Annotated in this window: 19 protein-coding genes; 11 read left to right on the top strand and 8 right to left on the bottom strand. The window is 64.9% G+C overall.

The annotated features are described in order from the left end of the window. The first annotated feature begins 33 nt into the window (after nt 1-33). On the top strand, nt 34-423 hold the full coding sequence (locus HYG81_RS21920; RefSeq protein WP_180841815.1) for a tautomerase family protein: 390 nt from the start codon (nt 34-36) through the stop codon (nt 421-423). A 126-nt stretch (nt 424-549) separates the two neighbouring features. Then, nucleotides 550-1,014 (top strand): universal stress protein, encoded by a 465-nt coding sequence (locus tag HYG81_RS21915; protein ID WP_180841814.1) that lies wholly within the window; start codon nt 550-552, stop codon nt 1,012-1,014. A gap of 37 nt (nt 1,015-1,051) precedes the next feature. Here HYG81_RS21915 and HYG81_RS21910 read toward each other — a convergent pair whose 3' ends face one another. The 3 genes from HYG81_RS21910 to HYG81_RS21900 all read right to left on the bottom strand — a co-directional run bounded on the left by HYG81_RS21910 (nt 1,052) and on the right by HYG81_RS21900 (nt 4,989). Continuing rightward, nucleotides 1,052-2,302 (bottom strand): ArsA family ATPase, encoded by a 1,251-nt coding sequence (locus tag HYG81_RS21910; protein ID WP_180841813.1) that lies wholly within the window; start codon nt 2,300-2,302, stop codon nt 1,052-1,054. Nucleotides 2,303-2,373: 71 nt separating this feature from the next. Continuing rightward, complete coding sequence (locus HYG81_RS21905) at nt 2,374-3,834, bottom strand: glycosyltransferase family 2 protein (protein WP_180841812.1); 1,461 nt, start codon at nt 3,832-3,834, stop codon at nt 2,374-2,376. Nucleotides 3,835-3,888: 54 nt separating this feature from the next. Beyond that, nucleotides 3,889-4,989, bottom strand: coding sequence for a pyridoxal phosphate-dependent aminotransferase (locus HYG81_RS21900; RefSeq protein WP_180841811.1), 1,101 nt, complete (start codon nt 4,987-4,989; stop codon nt 3,889-3,891). A gap of 116 nt (nt 4,990-5,105) precedes the next feature. On the opposite strand from HYG81_RS21900, the gene HYG81_RS21895 reads away from it, so the two are divergent. From HYG81_RS21895 to HYG81_RS21885, 3 genes are all read left to right on the top strand, one after another. Beyond that, nucleotides 5,106-5,630 carry a CinA family protein gene (locus HYG81_RS21895; protein WP_180841810.1) on the top strand — a complete coding sequence of 175 codons (525 nt, stop codon included), beginning with the start codon at nt 5,106-5,108 and terminating at the stop codon, nt 5,628-5,630. A 208-nt stretch (nt 5,631-5,838) separates the two neighbouring features. Further along, the gene (locus tag HYG81_RS21890) at nt 5,839-6,324 is read left to right on the top strand and encodes a metal-dependent hydrolase (protein WP_180841809.1); all 486 of its coding nucleotides are present in this window, start codon (nt 5,839-5,841) and stop codon (nt 6,322-6,324) included. An 84-nt stretch (nt 6,325-6,408) separates the two neighbouring features. Next, nucleotides 6,409-6,843: a TraR/DksA C4-type zinc finger protein gene (locus HYG81_RS21885; protein ID WP_180841808.1), complete on the top strand. Its 435-nt coding sequence runs from the start codon at nt 6,409-6,411 to the stop codon at nt 6,841-6,843. 114 nt (nt 6,844-6,957) lie between these two features. Here HYG81_RS21885 and HYG81_RS21880 read toward each other — a convergent pair whose 3' ends face one another. Further along, entirely contained in the window at nt 6,958-7,863 is a 906-nt protein-coding gene (locus HYG81_RS21880) for a cell division protein CdpA domain-containing protein (protein ID WP_180841807.1), read from the bottom strand. A gap of 132 nt (nt 7,864-7,995) precedes the next feature. Here HYG81_RS21880 and HYG81_RS21875 point away from each other — a divergent pair, with 132 nt between their 5' ends. The 4 genes from HYG81_RS21875 to HYG81_RS21860 all read left to right on the top strand — a co-directional run bounded on the left by HYG81_RS21875 (nt 7,996) and on the right by HYG81_RS21860 (nt 10,703). Continuing rightward, on the top strand, nt 7,996-8,283 hold the full coding sequence (locus tag HYG81_RS21875) for a DUF5789 family protein (RefSeq protein ID WP_180841806.1): 288 nt from the start codon (nt 7,996-7,998) through the stop codon (nt 8,281-8,283). 4 nt (nt 8,284-8,287) lie between these two features. After that, the gene (locus HYG81_RS21870) at nt 8,288-8,983 is read left to right on the top strand and encodes a CPBP family glutamic-type intramembrane protease (protein WP_180841805.1); all 696 of its coding nucleotides are present in this window, start codon (nt 8,288-8,290) and stop codon (nt 8,981-8,983) included. An 81-nt stretch (nt 8,984-9,064) separates the two neighbouring features. Continuing rightward, entirely contained in the window at nt 9,065-9,502 is a 438-nt protein-coding gene (locus HYG81_RS21865; protein WP_180841804.1) for a DUF302 domain-containing protein, read from the top strand. 115 nt (nt 9,503-9,617) lie between these two features. Then, entirely contained in the window at nt 9,618-10,703 is a 1,086-nt protein-coding gene (locus HYG81_RS21860; RefSeq protein ID WP_180841803.1) for an AI-2E family transporter, read from the top strand. Between the two features lie 30 nt (nt 10,704-10,733). On the opposite strand, the gene arcD is transcribed toward HYG81_RS21860, so the two are convergent. After that, a complete protein-coding gene (gene arcD / locus HYG81_RS21855; RefSeq protein WP_180841802.1) occupies nt 10,734-12,170 on the bottom strand; it encodes an arginine/ornithine antiporter ArcD in 1,437 nt (478 codons plus the stop codon). A gap of 300 nt (nt 12,171-12,470) precedes the next feature. Continuing rightward, nucleotides 12,471-13,772 carry a DNA repair protein NreA gene (gene nreA / locus HYG81_RS21850; RefSeq protein WP_180841801.1) on the bottom strand — a complete coding sequence of 434 codons (1,302 nt, stop codon included), beginning with the start codon at nt 13,770-13,772 and terminating at the stop codon, nt 12,471-12,473. A 299-nt stretch (nt 13,773-14,071) separates the two neighbouring features. Here nreA and HYG81_RS21845 point away from each other — a divergent pair, with 299 nt between their 5' ends. Together HYG81_RS21845 and HYG81_RS21840 are read left to right on the top strand one after the other, a co-directional pair. Next, the gene (locus HYG81_RS21845; protein WP_006184530.1) at nt 14,072-14,251 is read left to right on the top strand and encodes an HVO_2753 family zinc finger protein; all 180 of its coding nucleotides are present in this window, start codon (nt 14,072-14,074) and stop codon (nt 14,249-14,251) included. Nucleotides 14,252-14,258: 7 nt separating this feature from the next. Next, nucleotides 14,259-14,525, top strand: coding sequence for an elongation factor 1-beta (locus tag HYG81_RS21840; RefSeq protein ID WP_180841800.1), 267 nt, complete (start codon nt 14,259-14,261; stop codon nt 14,523-14,525). A 222-nt stretch (nt 14,526-14,747) separates the two neighbouring features. Here the strand turns inward: HYG81_RS21840 and HYG81_RS21835 are convergent, their stop codons facing one another. Further along, nucleotides 14,748-15,182, bottom strand: a complete 435-nt coding sequence (locus tag HYG81_RS21835) for a hypothetical protein (RefSeq protein ID WP_180841799.1) — start codon at nt 15,180-15,182, stop codon at nt 14,748-14,750. Nucleotides 15,183-15,328: 146 nt separating this feature from the next. Further along, nucleotides 15,329-16,030, bottom strand: a complete 702-nt coding sequence (locus HYG81_RS21830) for an MBL fold metallo-hydrolase (protein WP_180841798.1) — start codon at nt 16,028-16,030, stop codon at nt 15,329-15,331. Between the last annotated feature and the right edge of the window lie 97 nt (nt 16,031-16,127).

Below are 16,127 nucleotides of genomic sequence, written 5' to 3'. Positions count from 1 at the left end.
AACGCACAAGACGCTGACCGGACAACTCGAGATATGCCGCTCCTGCAGTTCGATACGACACTGTCGCTGTCGGACGCGGAGAAGACCGCCCTCGCCGACCGGGTGACAGAGCTGTACGCGACCGAGATGGAGACGACGCGGGGACACGTCGCCGTAACGATCCGCGAGCGCGACGAGGCCAATCTTCACCTCGGACGCGCCGTCGAGGGACCGTTGCTCTTTCTCGATGCCGAGGTCCGTCGCGGTCGGCCGTTCGAACGGAAGCGAGCGTTCGCGCTCGCGACCATGGAGTACGTCCGCGATGGCTTCGACGTGCCCGACGAGAACGTGAAGGTCGTCTTCACCGAACACCCCGGCGAGGCGATGATGGGCGTCGACCGCGTCGGCGGCGAGTGGAACGAGGACAGCGACAACGAAGAGTGAGCCTCGAGTCCGCAATCGCTTCGATCCGAGGTGCGTCAGTGTTCGATCCGAGTACGGCGGTGAGAGCGCTGGGACCGTTCTGCGGCCGCTGAAACTACTATCCGTCACACTCCCGTACGGACTCGTATGTACCGCGTTCTACTTCCGGTCGACGAGAGCGAATCGCGAGCGCGAGCACAGGCCACCGCCGTCCGCGACCTCCCGGGCGCGGCGACGGACGTCTCGGTCGACGTCCTCCACGTCCGCGAGGAGACGGGCGGAACCGACGCCGAGTGGGCGGCGGGCGGGTTCGCCGAGGAGTACGCCGACGAGATGGCGCGAGTCGCCGACGACGAGTCCCTCCCCGCGTCGGTCGAGGCGGCGGTCGACACGCTCGAGGCGGAGGATCTCGAGTGGACGGTCCGCACGGCGATGGGTGATCCCGCGGACGCGATACTCGAGGCAGCGGCAGAGTACGATAGCGACGCGATCGTCGTCGGCGTTCAGGGGCGATCGCCCGTCGGCAAGGCGCTCTTCGGGAGCGTCACCCAGTCCGTGATTCTCGAGGGGAATCGCCCAGTGATGGTCGTTTCCACCGATGAGGATGAGTAACGTCGCTCGGCGCCGACGAGCGACGGCGCGGCGACGACTACCGTAGACAGGCCGCCACGACCTCGAGCATGGCTTCGCCGCGGACCTCGTCGGCGAACAGCGGGACCCGACGGACGTCGGTTCCGCGGAAGAGCTCCTGCGCCTCCGCCAGGGCGTTCTGCTGGACGTCCCAGCGCCGTTGACAAAACGCGCAGTCGTCGAGGTTCGGCTGCAGGAACTCGCCGTCGACGTCGTCAGTGACGTTCGACAGCGGCTCCATCACTCGGTTGACGACGACGGTCCCGACGGGAATCTCGAACTCTCGGAGCTGCTGGCGCAGGCGCTTCGACTCGAGGACGCTCATCTCCTCGGGGACCATGACGATCCGGAAGTCCGTCCGCGCGGGATCTCGCAGGGCCGCTCGAAGACGCTCGATGCGTTCGCGTAACACGTCCAGATCCTCGAGATCGCCCTCGTCGGTGTCCTCGCCCCCGCCGAACATCCCCTTGACGCCGTCGATCATCCCGCCGATTTGCTGGCGGAATTTGACGAGTCGGCCCATCATCGTGTCCATGATCTCGGGCAACTGCAAGAGCCGGAGCGTGTGACCCGTCGGCGCCGTGTCCACGATCACGCGCTCGAAGCGGTCGTCGTCCATGTACTCGAGCAGGAGCTGCATCGCGGCGGCCTCGTCGGCTCCCGGCATCGCGCCGCCGAAGAGGGCGTCCATCGGTGACTCGCCGCCGAGCATCTCGCCGAGGCCGCCGAGCGGACCGCCGTTGCCGCCGTCGCCACCGGGGAACGGAGAGCTCCCACCCCCGCCTCCAACCCCATTCCCGATCCCGCCGCCCTCACTGTCGGAGAAGGGGGAGCCCTCGTCCGTTCCCGTTCCGCCGAAGGGAGTCTCTCCCTTCTCGAGCGCGGCCTCGGGATCGATCTCGGCCGCGTAGAGGGGGATGTCGTCGCGGATCCGTTCGGGGTCAGCCGGGATATCGGTCTCGAACGTGTCCGAGAGCGAGTGCGCCGGGTCGGTCGAGACGACCAGCGTTCGGGTGCCGCCGCGGGCGCTGTCGAGGGCGGTCGCGGCCGCCATCGTCGTCTTTCCAACGCCGCCTTTGCCGCCGTAGAGGACGTACTCGGGGCCGTCAATCGGCTCGTCCGACGGCTCGACGTCGATCGTCTCGCGTTCGTCCAGTTCCGCGTCGTCGACCGACTCCGTCGGCGTCACCTCGATGGTGTGTGCGTCGTCGTTGTTCCCCTCCCTCGCCTCGTCTTCCTCGTCGACCGGTTCGACGTCGATGCCACTCATACGGCTCGGTTCCCCGTCCCAACACGAGTATTCGTCGGTCTCGGTTTCGGAGCGATAGCGCTAGATCGCTCTCACTCCGTCGGCGTCCCCGAAACCGACGACTCGTCGCCGGAGACGGCATCGCGGAACGCCAGCGCGAGCGGCACGGCCCACAGCGTCGTGTACAGCGCTTGCGTGAACGGGTTCGAGAGCAGCGAGTAGCGGAGCCGCGCCCAGCGGTTCTCGAGCGCCACGGCCTGTCGGGCCGCGCGAGCGGACCGGACGCTGTAGTAGGCCCAAACGACCGCGTTGCAGGCGACGAGGGTGATCAGAGGGCCAGAGAGGGAGAGCCACCCGATCGCGGTCGCTAGTACCACCACCAGTCCGACCGGAATTCCGATCACGTTCGTGATCGCGAGCAGATGCGGCAGACTCGTTCCTGTCACGAATCGGAGTCGGTCGAACGCGGACCAGTTCGGCGCTCGAAGGCGTCGGTACGGCTCGGAAACCTGCCGTCGTTTCTCATGGACCCACTCGTCGACACTGGTCGGACAACGACTCCGGACGTACCGGTTCAGGACACCGAGTGTGTACCCGCGCCGGAACGCCGCCACGTCGAGCGCCATCGATCCAGTCGCGTCGTCGCGTCGCCAACGCTCGAGATCGGCCAGCACGCTACCTGTCAGGAAGTATCCCTCCTCGAGCAATCGGTACGGCCCCGCGTTCGAGTTCGCGAACAACAGGTCCGACCGAATCGCACAGCCCGCGGACTCGAGCAACGGTAGGAGTCCGTCGTCGACGTTCCCCGCAGTTCGTTTTGCTTGCACGATATCGTACTCCTCGAGGCCGGCGACGGCGAGTTCGAACGCGTCGACGGGGAGCCGCGTGCCCGAGTTGACGACGGTGACGACGTCGTCATCCGCGAACGAGAGCGTCGCGAACGCATCGGCGACCGTGGCCGCCTCGGTTCGAGATTCGACGTAATCAGAACGTGCCCGCTCGGTCGCGGTCTGATCAGCTGCACGCGCTTCGCCGTCCGTTTCGACAGGTACCACCTGCAAGCCGCTCGCTCGCCCTGCCTCGATGGCGTCGGTTAGTTCTGCCACGGCGGGTTCGCCGGACCCGGAGATGACGGAGACGGAAATGCGACCAACGGGGTAGCTCTGTCTCGCGATCGACGCGAGGGTCTCCTCGAGTGCCTCCCCCCGACTCCCGGAGACGGGCACGAGGACGTGGATTCGGCGCTGGGCGGTCGCGGGCAGCCGACAGTCGGGCCCGGGACCGTCCTCGACAGGTGGTGTCGGCTCCGCCGCGAGGTACTGACCGTCGACGGTCGGCGTCAGCTTCGCCGCGAGGTGCTGGTCGCCGGCCGCACGCATCTGCTGTGGACCCGCCGCGGAGTCGGTCCTCGATTCCTCGAGTACCCGACCGAGCGTCCGTTCGTCGACCACGTTGAGCGGTCGACGGGCGAACAGTCCCACGAGCCCACAGCTGACGACGAAATAGCAGATCTGGCTCGCGACGAACGCGGCGACGACGGCCTCGAGCAACATGATTCACCGGCTGGACGGCCCAGCCGCGTATTTGTATTGCGGCCGGCCTGTGCGTCACTCGAAGTACGCCGCCAGCCGCTCGGCCGCCTCCTCGACGCGCGGCGTGACGAGTGCGAATCGCAGCCACTCCGTCCGCGAATCGCCGAAGGCCTCGCCGGGCATGCCGGCCACGCCGGCCTCGTCGATCAGTCGTTCGACGTTCGCGATAGTGCCCGGATAGTCCTCGAAGCGGGCCATTACGTAGAACGAGCCGCTCGGTGTGGTGTACTCTGCGCCCGCAGCGTCGAGCGCATCGGTGAACGTCGCGACGCGCTCGCGAAGCCGCTCGCGGTTGCGTTCGTAGTAGTCGGGCCCCGTCTCGCGCAACGCCTGCAGGACCGCGTACTGGCCGGGGCGGGTGGTGGCGACGTTGACCAGCATGTGCCGACTTTTCGCGTTCGCGACGAGTTCCGGCGGGAGTATCGCGTAGCCGACTCGGACTCCGGTGATCGCCATCGACTTCGAAAACGCGTTGGTGACGATTCGATGGGCGGAGTCGGTCTCGAGCGCGCTCGCGAACCGACCCGAGAGGTCGTAGTGGTCGTACACCTCGTCACTGATCAGGACGGCGTCGTACTGTTCTGCGACGGCGACGAGTTCCCGCATCGTCTCCGCGGGATAGACCGCCCCCGTCGGGTTGTTCGGCGTATTGACCACGATCGCGGCCGTCTCCTCGCTCGCGGCCGCGCGGACGTCGTCCGGATCCAGTTGCCCCTCGCCGTCGGTCGCGACGAACCGCTGCGTGCCGCCGAGCATCGTCGTCTTCCCCGGATAGTAGGGATAGACGGGATCCGTCAGGACGATCTCGTTCCCGCGATCGCGTTCCATGGCCCGCGCCATCGCGAGGTAGTTCGCCTCGCCCGCGCCGTTGGTGACGATGACCTGATCGGCGTCGACGCCCCGCCGGGCGGCGATTTCCTCGCGCAACTCGAGTAACCCCTCGCTGGGCGGATACTGGAACCGATCGGGCTCGAGGTCGGCGTACGCTCGGAGCCCCGCTCGGAGCGCCTCGGGGGGCTCCCAGTCGGGGTTCCCGCTTACCATGTCGATAACGTCGCGCTCCGCCGCGTCCGCATACTCCATCACGCGGAAGAATAGCGGCGTCTCGTAGTTCATGGCGGATACTCGGCGGGCAGGGCCCGTTTTTCTTTCCGTTTCCGCATCGAGCGCGGCGGATCGGTGCCTCGAGTGCAACCCTCGCTTTCACATCGGAGCCAGTCCACGGCTTGGATATGAACGACGATATCAAACGTGACCTGCCGATGGATGTCGCCGACGCGCTTCGCGATCATGGGGAGACGCTGGCAGTCGCCGAATCCTGCACCGGTGGACTGATCGGTGCTGCGATCACCGCCGTTCCGGGCGCGAGCGACTACTTCGACGCCGGACTGACGACCTACGCCTACGACGCCAAACGACGCCACCTCGGGGTCAGTCGCGAGGCGCTGGACGAACACGGTGCGGTTTCCGAACCCGTCGCCCGCGAGATGGCCCAGGGCGTCCGGGACGTGGCCGACGTGACGTGGGGTATCGCGACGACCGGGATCGCCGGCCCCACCGGCGGAACTGACGAGGATCCGGTCGGCACCGTCTACATCGGGATTTCCTACGCGGCCCCGTGGGGGAGCGAGGAGTCGTACGCGACGGTCTCCCGATACGTCTTCGAGGGCGACCGCGCTGACGTTCGCGCGAAAACCGTCGATCGGGCGCTCGCGGATCTACTCGCAGAACTCGAGGCGCGGGATAGTGCCCGCTGACCGTCACTGCACAGGTGATCGACCGACACCTCTGAGATCGGTCTGTAGCTCGTTTCAGTTGAGAGTACCGGTACCGCACCAGCGACCGATTCGGTTTAGTGATACACTCGAGCGTAATTCGACACAGTAACAGTCCCGATTCCTATCCGACTTTGTGATAGTTCCGAAAGAAAAACTATTCCTCATACGACTCCCCAGATGCGGATAGATGAACAAGAAGGGACACGTGCTGAATGCCGTCCTGTTGAGCATCGGGCTGGGCTATCTGCTCGAGCCGGTGGGGGATCTGGAGACGTTCAAGACGATTGCGATGATCGGCGTCCCCGTCACGCTCGGGGCGCTCTTTCCGGACGTCGATACCGCTTTCGGCAGGCATCGGAAGACGCTGCACAACCTGCCGATCCTGCTCGTCTTCGTCGTCTTCCCGTCCGTGTTCGGCAATCTCGAGTACGTCTGGATCGGCGTGTTGACCCATTACGTCCTCGACGTCTCGGGAAGCAAGCGCGGGATCGCGCTGTTCTATCCGATCTGGAAGAAGGAGTTCGGGCTGCCGATCGGTGTCGCGGTCAGTAGCAAACGCGCCGACCTCATGATGGTCGTCGTCACCGTCGGTGAACTGGCGCTGGCCGCTGCGATCGTGTTCGAAGTTCCCCAGTGGGGCTTCACGATGGGGCGACAGCTACTCGGTCTGTAGTCGGCTGGCGATTTCGGTCAGATCACGGTAGTATCACCTGGCCATCCCATCACTTACCCGTCTGGCGACCTGTCGAATACACGAATGCCATCAGCAGATCGCCAGCATCCACGGTCGGATCTCACCGGTGGCCAGTCGCCCATTCACTGTGACGAATGTCGGTCTGCCATTCGATCCGATCGGCAGCAGGCCGTCTCGTTTCTCCTCCTGGACCAACTCACGATTCCCGTTCTCAGCTGTGACGACCACCTCGAGCGGTTCGCCTCGATCTGTGGGTTAACCAGCGAATCGACGGCCGATCTCCTGAACCACCGGCCGGCCGGCGGCATCTGTTGTCCCAGCTGTCGCCTCGCGCCGTACAATTCGTCCCGACCCGTGATACCGATCGAGGATGGGGTACTCGTCCCCATGGCGTGTCCCGAGCACCAGTCGGAGATCGTTCAGCGGTTCCACACGGGACTGCAAACGCAACAACAGCTGTCAACTAGTCTCAGGACGACCACGAACGGCTCACTGTAAACTCCTGTTCGTGATTGCGAACGGATACGCGTACAGTGCTTAGTACAGCCGAAAAGTGATAGCCGAGAAAAACCCACTACTACCTCGTTCTGAACCGCGTTCGGGTTTCGACTCCTATCGGTTCGGCGCCCACTCCTCGCAGGCGTCCATATCGTCCATCGCCGTCTCGTGGCGGGCGCAGTAGGGAACCATGCCCTTCGACGAGCGGACGTACTCGAAGTGCGTGCAGCTCCCACAGTAGCGGTCCGTGGGCTCGTCCGGCCGTTCAGTCGGCGACTCGACGATCTCCGCATCAGTCCCGTCGCCCGTCTCGAGCGGCGAGGAGAGGTCCGAGGTTGCGGTCCCGCCGTCGCTGGTGGCAGCGCCGGCGGGTCGACCGGAGTGTGATCCGGTTCCAGTCGCGTCGGTGCCCACGTTCGTCTGCGTGTCGACGTCCCCGTCCGGCGTCCCGCCGAGGAACCCGATGCCACCGAGACCGCCCGAGTCGCTGTCGTCGGACTCGATAACTGTCCTGTTATGTCGGGTGACGTTCATCTGGAGGGAGCCGCCGGGATCGTTGCGCCGCTTGAACGTCGCGATGGCCGTGAACAGACACCAGACAGCGGTCAAAAGTCCGAGCAGGTAGACGACGGAGACCTCGAGGGTGAGCTGGTCGCCGCCGAAACGCCACTGGTCCGGATAGGCGTACCAGAAGAGCGCGACGCCGAGCAGGCAGAGGCTCGCACTGATCGCGGCGGCGGCCTGGACGCGGCGACTGGACGGTAAGACGACGAAGACACCGACGAGGATCGTCGGGACGCTGAGACCTGCAAGGACGCCTGCGGCACGGACGGTCGCGTACTGGGCAGCCATGCCGTCGGAAAATTCGACCGCGTAGTTGCCGACGAGGTCAGTCGTTGCCACGAGGACCGCAACGACGGCGAGCACCGCGCCGAGCAATACGAACACCGTCCCCACGTACAGCCGACGGCCCGTCACCTCCGGTGCCGTCCCGTCGTAGACCTCCGTCAGGCTTGTCATACGGAGCCGTTCGGCGGCCCACCACAAAACGATACGTCAGACACATGTCGATATTTAGACTGGTGTGGGGCCGTCCTCGAGTCGACTTGCGGAAGCGAAAGCTTGAATCGCTCCCCTCGTAAAGGGACGCCCATGAGTGACGAGGACGAGGATTCGGAGCCGGCAGTCGAACTCGGAGAGCAAACCCCCGTCGAGGGCGCACCGCTCGCCCGCGTGAGTTCGCGGCTGACCTGGCCGAAAGAGAAGAGCGAAGTCGACCGACTCGAGGGAGAGACCGTGATCCGAACGCCGGAGGGTCCACGCGAGCTGTCTGCCGTGCTCGTGGATGTCGACGAGACGTACTTCCAGCGGCACCAGGAGTTCGAAGCGAACGTCCGGGACGTGATCGGGACCGGACCGATTCCGACCGCGGACGAGTAATACCGTGGCGTCCGAGCCGGATCGGTACAGCGGCCGCTGGCTCCGGGGCCGATTGTCGCTTTCCTGGGTCCAGAAGTCGGTAGTGGTCGGTGCCGTGCTCACGCTGTTGTGGATGCGACTGGTTCCCAGTAATCTCGAGCAACGGCTCGTCGTCGACGGCGTCCTCCTGATCGGCGGACCGCTCGCGCTCGGACTGTCGCACGGAAACCGTATCGGGTGGCGCGTCGACCGCACCGCGGTCCGAAACGCGGCGTTGCTCGCGCTGTTCGTCCTCCCCTTCTACGTCGTCGGTTCGACGCTGCCGACGATCCGGGCGTACTATCCGATCTGGGAGACGACTGCAGCGCCAGCCGTCTTCGTCCCGCATGCGATGAAACTGTTCCTCCTCGCACTGGCCGCCGAGACCTACTACCGCGGCCTCCTCTGCGTCGGCGTCAGAGAGGTCGGCATCGGTGCGGTGTTCATCAGCCCCATCGTCTACATGCTTCACCACGCCTCCAAGCCGCCGATCGAGTTCCTGCTGTCGGGCCCCACGGACATCCTGTTCGGCGCCGTCGACTACAAATCCGATTCCATCCTTCCGTCCGTCGTCGCCCACGGCGGCGGGTTGGTCCTGCTCGACTGGCTCGTCATCCACGAGCCGGTGTTCGATCCGATCCTTGTGATCCGGTTCCTCGAGTGGCTCCCGGTTCCGCTCTAGAGTCGGACCGAGGCCGCCACGGGATCGCATCCCGCGGTTCGGAGGCGACCGATTAAGGGACAGGACGACCAACCGTCGCGCATGACCCTTCCCATCGACCCGACGAAGATCGACCCGGAAGACTACGGCGAGCACCGCGCGGTCCTCGAGATGGAGCACAAGGAAGCCATCGAACACACCCGCGAGGTGTTCACCGAAGCCGGGTTCGGCGTCCCGGCGGAGTTCTCGCCGTCGGAACTGCTCAACGAGAAGGTGGACGCGGATCGCGACCCGTACTACGTGCTCGGGGCCTGTAACCCGACAATTGCCGATCAGGTGTTGGACGTGACCGAGAAGATGGGTGCGCTGTTCCCCTGTAACGTCGTCGTCTGGGAGGAAGCGCCGGGCCGACAGGTCGTCTATCACGTCTCGATTATGAAGATCGCGCGGCTGCTCGGGATCGCTCCCGACGACGAGGACTGGCAGGCGATCGTCGACGAAACCAGCGAGTTGGTCGACGAAGCCTACGCGAACCTGTAGGCGGCCGGCGTCCTGTTCGTCTCACCGGAGATCGTGCGGCCGAGGATCCCTTTCATTGCTGCCATTAAGAAATAGGAAAACAAGCATTTATGCCGCCGATCCGAGAAGTCGAACTATGGACGCTCGGACCTCGTTTTTCGCCCTCCTGGTCTGTGTCCTCGGCGTACTCGCCGCACTGATCGTGCTCCCGCTGGCACAGTACGTGCTGGCGGCCTGTTTGCTCGCGGTCGTCCTCCGTCCGGCGTACGAACGGCTGGCACCGCGAGTCGGCACACGCGCCGCCGGACTCACGGTTACCGGCCTCGCTGTGGTCGGCGGTGTCGTCCCGCTGGTGCTCATCTCGCTGGTCGTTCTCCGGACGGTCGCGTCGGTTCGAGAGACGACTTCGATAGACCGCATCGCGGCGAACGCTCGAGAGTTCGCGGGGACCGAACTCGGACTGGCTGATGGGACAATCACGGCACTCGAGTCGGTGATATCGACCGAACTCGAGGGGGCTATCACGGGCGCAACGGACCTAACCGTGGCCCGGACCGTCGGGTTCGTGACCACCGCCGCCGACGTCATCGCGGGGACGATCGTCCTCGTGTTCGTGCTGTACTATCTGCTCGTGGACGGGCCGGCAGTGGTCGCCTGGATCCGACGGTACGTCCCGCTCGAGCCCTGGGTCCTCGACGACCTGTTCGAAGAGATTCACGTCGTCGTCTGGGCGGTCCTCCGCAGTCACGTGTTCGTCGCGGTCATCCAGGGGATACTCGGTGGGCTGGGCCTCGCCCTCCTGGGGGTACCGTACGCCTCCGTATTGGCGGTCGTTCTCGTTCTCGCGTCGTTCCTCCCGGCGATCGGAGTCTGGCTCGTCTGGGCCCCGGTGACGCTCGCCCACGCAATCTCGAGCGGCCCCGTCCGCGGCGTACTCCTGTTGGGCTACGGGATCGCGGTGCTCGCCGTCGTCGACAACTACCTTCGAGCAATTCTCGTCGATCGGCGGGCCGAACTCCATCCGGCGATCGTTCTGGTGGGAGTCATCGGCGGCGTCGTCCTGTTCGGAATCGTGGGGGTATTCGTCGGTCCCGTCGTTCTCGCGATGTTCAAAGTCTGCGTGAGGACCGTCGATCGAATCGCCCGCTCCTCACCGGACGCCGACGCTGACGCCGAGGGCGAGCTCGAGGGAGAGCGACTGCTCGCGGACACAGAGCAGTAACCGGCCCGCTCGAGACGGAGCGACCGTCGCTCAGTCGGCGGTCTGGGCCTGCTCGATGCGGCCGGTCGTCGGGATGCCGCGGCCGGTCCACGCCATCGCGAACAGCACGAGCGGCGAGAGCAGCCCGAACAGGTAGAACGGCGCGTACTCGAGGGTGGGAACGCCGGTCGCCGAGGCCATGAAAACACCGCCGGCGTGCCACGGGATGAGCGCGCCGGTGGGCGTCCCGGCGGCTTCGACGGCTCGGGAGAGTTCCTCGCTGTCGAGGCCGAACTCCTCGTAGAGGTTTCTGAGCGTCAGTCCGGGCAGGACGATGCTCATGTACTGCTGGGCGGTGAGCGCGTTGACGAGAATCGCGGACGCGCCGGTACCCGCGATCAGTCCGCCGGAACTCCGAACGCCCTGCGACAGGCGATTTGCGAGCACCGCCAACACACCGGTGTGCTCGAGGAGGCCGCCCAGCGAGAGCGCCGCGACGACGACCGTGATCGTCCAGGCGGAGCCGGTGAGGCCACCGGTCACGAGGAGTTCGTTCACGAGGTCGGCCCCGGTCTCCGGCTCGGTGCCGCCCATGAACACCTCCCAAGCGGCGACGAATCCTGTTCCCTGAACCAGAATCGAGGTGAAGACGCCGGCGAAGACGCCGGCCACGAGCGTCGGGAGCGCGGGGTAGCCGTAGAGCGCGAGGCCGAAGGTGACCACGAGGGGCAGAAAGACGAGCATAGAGAGGTCGTACGTGCCCGCGAGCGCGGTCTGGATTTCGGCGACGCGGCCGACCGGAATCTCGCCACTCGCCTGAAGGCCGAGCACGGCGAATCCGGCCACTGAGAGGCCGAACGCGATAGCCGTGCCCGTTCGCATGCGGTGGATGTGGTCGTAGAGCGACGTGTTCGTCACGCCGGCCGCGAGGTTGGTCGTATCGGAGAGGGGCGACTGCTTGTCACCCGCGTACGCCCCGGAGATGACTGCACCGACGGTCATCGGCCCGGAAACACCGAGTCCAGTCCCGATTCCGACGAACGCGACGCCCAGCGTCCCGACCGTCGTCCACGAGGACCCGATCGAGAACGCGACGACCGCGGACAGGATCACCGTGACCGGCAGAAACACCGTCGGCGTCAGCAACTCGAGGCCGTAGTACATCATCGCCGGAATCGTTCCGGCGTCGACCCAGGTGGCGATCAGCGCGTAGATCGTAAAGAGGATCAACAGCGCCTGTAACCCCATCAGGAGGCCGTTGGAGATTCCGTTGGAGAGTTCGTCCCACCGGTAGCCCAGATAGCGACCGAACGCGCCGACGAAGACGATACTCCAGAGCAACGGAACGTGGGGAGCCAGTCCGAGCAGGGCTGATCCGATGCCGAGAAAGACGACGACTGCGAGTACCGGAACGAGAGCGAGGCCGAACGACGGTCGTCGATCGGGGTCGAGATCGTCGATCGTCGTCGGTGTAAAGTCGCCTATCATTGACTGCAATATGCGTTCGAAGCATAAAAAATCCGCGTTTTATTATCCAAGGGTATGCTTTTCGGTACCAGTGGACACAGTTCGGATTCGAGAGATGGCCAATTCACGGACTGCTCGAGACGGCCAGTCTGTGGACTACTCGAGATGGCAGGAATCGAGAGAGGCTGTGAGTCGCAACGATCTGTGAGTGGTGAGTCTGTGAGTAGTAACGGTCTATAAGTAGCGACAATCTCCAAAGAGCCGGGGTCAACGCGTCGCTGGCCGCACAGGTTGACTCTCAGTGGAAAATCTCCTCCTGAATCAATCCGAGTTCGAGAAGGCGCTCAGATTCGACTGCAATCCGGCCGCGAGTTCGGATTTACGCCGTAATCGCGCGTAGGAAACCGGCAACTGGGTCGCGACCTCCGAAACGGCGTCGTGGAAGGTTTCGGCCTCGCCGTACTGCCCCTCGAAGGCGTTGCGGACGCTCTCGCGGACCTGCCAGACGCCGACCGGGGCCCAGTAGTCGTCGCTCACTTCCCGCAGGACGAGACACTTCGCCTGCCTGCCGATCGACTCGAGGTACTCGAGGACGCCGAGACGGGCGGCGTAGTACGCACCCGCGGTCTCCTCGACGTAACTCGAGCGACCCTCGTATCCTTCGGAGGCGCTAGCCAGCCAAATGTTGTCCGCCGGATCGGGGTTCCAGATGCTTCCCGGGGCCTTCATCTCGACGAGTTCGAACTCCCAGTTACCGGGCGCGAGCACGACCCAGTAGCGGTTGCCGACGTACTCGTTGGCCCAGACCTGCACCTCGTCGATGCTCGGTGCGTTTCTAATCCGCCCGCGCAGGTACTTCCCGACGGTGTCGTCGACGGCCGTGATCGACCACCGCGTCGGGACCAATCGGCGCTGCTTGGTCTGGCCGAGCGCGCCCGCCGAGAGGATCGAGTTGATGTCGTAGACGTCGAAGCCGCGCCGGTAGAGGTAGGTCATCGCCCCCTCGGCCTGCCAGTCGTCGTCCTCGAGCGTTTTCTTGACCGGTCGGGGCACGTAGGGATTTTCCCGCAGTTCCGCGTTCCGGGCGTTGGCGCGGGGTCCCCGCGGCGTCGCCACGTCTGTTCCCGTATCGAGACCGAGATCGGGTTTGTCGTCCAATCCGATCTCGAGGTCGACCGGCCGATCGGCGATGGCGACCTCGCGTTGCACGCCGACGAAGCCGTCCCAGACGTCGTCCACGTTCGGCGTCATCCGGCTCGCGATCGAGGGCGAGTCGACGTTCGCGCGCTTGCTCGAGTTCAAGAGCCCGGTGCGGCGCTGGAGCACGTCGTCGATAGCGTACCCCTGCTGGTACCAGTCGCCGTCGGTGACGTACTCCTCGGCGGCGTCCTCGTCACCGACCGGCGAGAGCAGTCCGACGGGAATGTCGGGGTAGTTGGATCGCCCGACGAAGATCGACGGCGAGGTCGAGCCGACGAGGGTGTCGCCGCTCAGGGCGTCGTCGAACTTTCGTTCGAAGTCCTCGAGGTGGTCCGTGATCGCGTAGGACTTCTCCTTGGCGAGGCGGCGGCGCTCTGCCTCCGCGTCGGGCTCGAGATCCTCGATGTAGTCGTCGAGGCGCATTCACTCGAAAGAGGGGCGGCACGGTGTTGAATGTTGAGTTTTCGGAGCGCAGTCGCTGTCAGCGTGGGACCGTCAGAGATGTCAGAGGCAGAGGTTCGGCCGGACGTTGGCCCACCGAACCTCATTCACGTCTCCGTTTCGGACTGATAAGTACCCCGTAGCGCGTTTTCAGAGTCGGAAAACGGTGCGCGATGAGAAGTGGCCTCGCTTGCCGACCGTATTTTTGACTGCCACTCGGATCGATGGCGACCGACTCGAGAAAGACAATCGTTAAAAACGGCGGGCGGAAAGAGAGGGGTATGAGTACGACCGACGACCGAGAGACGCGTTCCTGTGTCTCCTGCGGACTCAACATCGCAGGCACGAACGCGGCTGCGTTCAAGTGTCCCGACTGCGGCCAGCAGATCTACCGCTGTGCCAAGTGCCGCAAGCAGAGCAACCTCTACGAGTGCCCCGACTGCGGATTCACCGGCCCATAGATCTCCCATGGGAAAAGTTGCTGCCAAAATCAAGGTCATGCCGGACAGCCCCGAAAACGATCTCGACGCGCTCCAGGAGCGCCTCGAGAGTGCCCTCCCCGAGGGCGCGAAGATCAACGGCGTCGAGCGCGAGGAGGTCGCGTTCGGCCTCGTCGCCCTCTACCCGACCGTGATCGTCCCCGACGGCGCGGGCGGCACGGAGACCGTCGAGGAGAACTTCAGTGAAGTCGAGGGCGTCGAAAGCGTCGGCGTCGAGAACGTCGGTCGGATATAACCGGCTCTCGCCGTTCGTTTGCAGCCGTTTCGCTATTTCTCGTGAGCCGCCGGTGTGCACGCACTATCGCAGCCGCGTCTCTCCGGCTTCGTCGCTCGAATGATCGGGTAGGAACGGTGTTCAGTGGCTGGAAAAGAGACTGGGACCCGTGTCTCCGTTGATCCGTCGGTTCCTCGTTCAGTCGTTTCGCTCGTGGCTCCTCGAAGAGGGGCCTGCTCGCGGTTAGGGCTGCTCTTCTCTGTTCGCGCCGAGGTTGGCCTGTGAGACGATCTCCGCGCCGATCGAGGAGAGGTCGACGGTCACGTCCTCGGTGACGGCCTTGCTGATCTCGTCCAAGTTCCCCGCTAGCACGGTCAGCACGTCGTCAGGATTGGTGTAGACCAGCATGTTCCCGTCCTGGCCCTCCGCGACGAGTTGCGTGTCGTTCAGGACGACCTGATCGTTCTGAATCGTCGCCGAGACGACCGGCAGCGCGGCCGGCTTCCCCTTTTCGTCGTCCTTGACCTTGCGGATGTGGACCGCGTCAAGGTCGATGACCTCCTTGTGCGTCTTGATCTGTTCGGCGCAGTTGACCATGTCGTTGAGGAGCGCAGTTCGTCGCTCGTTGCCGTGTTCGCCCTCGAGACAGTGCTGACAGACGCGGAGTTCGATTCGCATTAGCCGCAATTCGCGTTCGAGACCGATGAGAATTCCGCTTCACCGCCGCACTGACTCTGCGGTCGTACGCGGGTAGTCGACTGTGGTCGCACGCCGATGGCCCGCTGCAATTGCAGCCACTGACGGATGAGACAGAGCCGCGTCGCTCACTCCTGTAACTGCTCGTGGATCTCCCGAATTCGATCGGTCCCCTGGTCGACGTAGCCGCCGTGATAGCACAGGGTATGGTCGATCTCGAGGGCCGCCAGCGCACCGACGGACTCGATCGCGCGATCCATATCCGGCGTGAAGTGGGGTTTCGGACCGGCAAGCGGCCCCTCACCGTTGGTTCCCTCACCCCCGTCCGCGACGAGCGCGTCGCCGGCGACGAGCAGGTTCCCCGTCGGGAAGTAGATCGAGAGGTGACCGGGCGCGTGGCCGGGCGTCGCGACGACCTCCATCGGCCCCGCGAGCGTCGGGAACCGGACGCCGTCGACCAGCTCTATGTCGACGTCGACCGGCGGATACCGGTCGCCGTCGCCCTTGATCGGTTCCCGCTCGCCCGACACGTACGGCGCTTCGTCGCGGTGGGTCGCGACGGTCGCATCGACTCGCTCGAGCAGTTCCGCGAGGCCACCGACGTGGTCCCCGTCGTGGTGGGTCAGGAGGACGAGCCAAATGTCCTCGAGTTCGAAGCCCAGCTCCATCAGGTGGGTCTCGAGTTGGCCGACCGCGCCGGCGGGACCGGCGTCGATCAGTATCAGTCCGCGATCCGTCTCGACGGCCGTCGGGGTGACCGTGATCTCTCGGTCGCCGTACTCAAGGGTGAGCGGCAGCGCGTACGCGCCGGGATCGTTGCGTTCGTTCATAGTAGCTGCTCGGACGGGTGAATTGAAAACGTTGCGTCCTCGCCGCGGGGAACGACCGACGAGTGGCACGGAAACGGATGCGTCTGTGGCTACGGAT

The organism is Natrinema zhouii, assembly GCF_013456555.2.
GTDB lineage: Archaea > Halobacteriota > Halobacteria > Halobacteriales > Natrialbaceae > Natrinema > Natrinema zhouii.
Note: the sequence above shows the minus strand (reverse complement) of the source record. Positions and strands in the feature narration are given on the sequence as shown.

Bases quoted from the DNA above. Each gene is read 5' to 3' on its own strand.
- HYG81_RS21920 (WP_180841815.1), top strand. From the start codon at position 34: ATGCCGCTCCTGCAGTTCGATACGACACTGTCGCTGTCGGACGCGGAG.
- HYG81_RS21915 (WP_180841814.1), top strand. From the start codon at position 550: ATGTACCGCGTTCTACTTCCGGTCGACGAGAGCGAATCGCGAGCGCGA.
- HYG81_RS21910 (WP_180841813.1), bottom strand. From the start codon at position 2,302: ATGAGTGGCATCGACGTCGAACCGGTCGACGAGGAAGACGAGGCGAGG.
- HYG81_RS21905 (WP_180841812.1), bottom strand. From the start codon at position 3,834: ATGTTGCTCGAGGCCGTCGTCGCCGCGTTCGTCGCGAGCCAGATCTGC.
- HYG81_RS21900 (WP_180841811.1), bottom strand. From the start codon at position 4,989: ATGAACTACGAGACGCCGCTATTCTTCCGCGTGATGGAGTATGCGGAC.
- HYG81_RS21895 (WP_180841810.1), top strand. From the start codon at position 5,106: ATGAACGACGATATCAAACGTGACCTGCCGATGGATGTCGCCGACGCG.
- HYG81_RS21890 (WP_180841809.1), top strand. From the start codon at position 5,839: ATGAACAAGAAGGGACACGTGCTGAATGCCGTCCTGTTGAGCATCGGG.
- HYG81_RS21885 (WP_180841808.1), top strand. From the start codon at position 6,409: ATGCCATCAGCAGATCGCCAGCATCCACGGTCGGATCTCACCGGTGGC.
- HYG81_RS21880 (WP_180841807.1), bottom strand. From the start codon at position 7,863: ATGACAAGCCTGACGGAGGTCTACGACGGGACGGCACCGGAGGTGACG.
- HYG81_RS21875 (WP_180841806.1), top strand. From the start codon at position 7,996: ATGAGTGACGAGGACGAGGATTCGGAGCCGGCAGTCGAACTCGGAGAG.
- HYG81_RS21865 (WP_180841804.1), top strand. From the start codon at position 9,065: ATGACCCTTCCCATCGACCCGACGAAGATCGACCCGGAAGACTACGGC.
- HYG81_RS21860 (WP_180841803.1), top strand. From the start codon at position 9,618: ATGGACGCTCGGACCTCGTTTTTCGCCCTCCTGGTCTGTGTCCTCGGC.
- arcD (WP_180841802.1), bottom strand. From the start codon at position 12,170: ATGATAGGCGACTTTACACCGACGACGATCGACGATCTCGACCCCGAT.
- nreA (WP_180841801.1), bottom strand. From the start codon at position 13,772: ATGCGCCTCGACGACTACATCGAGGATCTCGAGCCCGACGCGGAGGCA.
- HYG81_RS21845 (WP_006184530.1), top strand. From the start codon at position 14,072: ATGAGTACGACCGACGACCGAGAGACGCGTTCCTGTGTCTCCTGCGGA.
- HYG81_RS21840 (WP_180841800.1), top strand. From the start codon at position 14,259: ATGGGAAAAGTTGCTGCCAAAATCAAGGTCATGCCGGACAGCCCCGAA.
- HYG81_RS21835 (WP_180841799.1), bottom strand. From the start codon at position 15,182: ATGCGAATCGAACTCCGCGTCTGTCAGCACTGTCTCGAGGGCGAACAC.
- HYG81_RS21830 (WP_180841798.1), bottom strand. From the start codon at position 16,030: ATGAACGAACGCAACGATCCCGGCGCGTACGCGCTGCCGCTCACCCTT.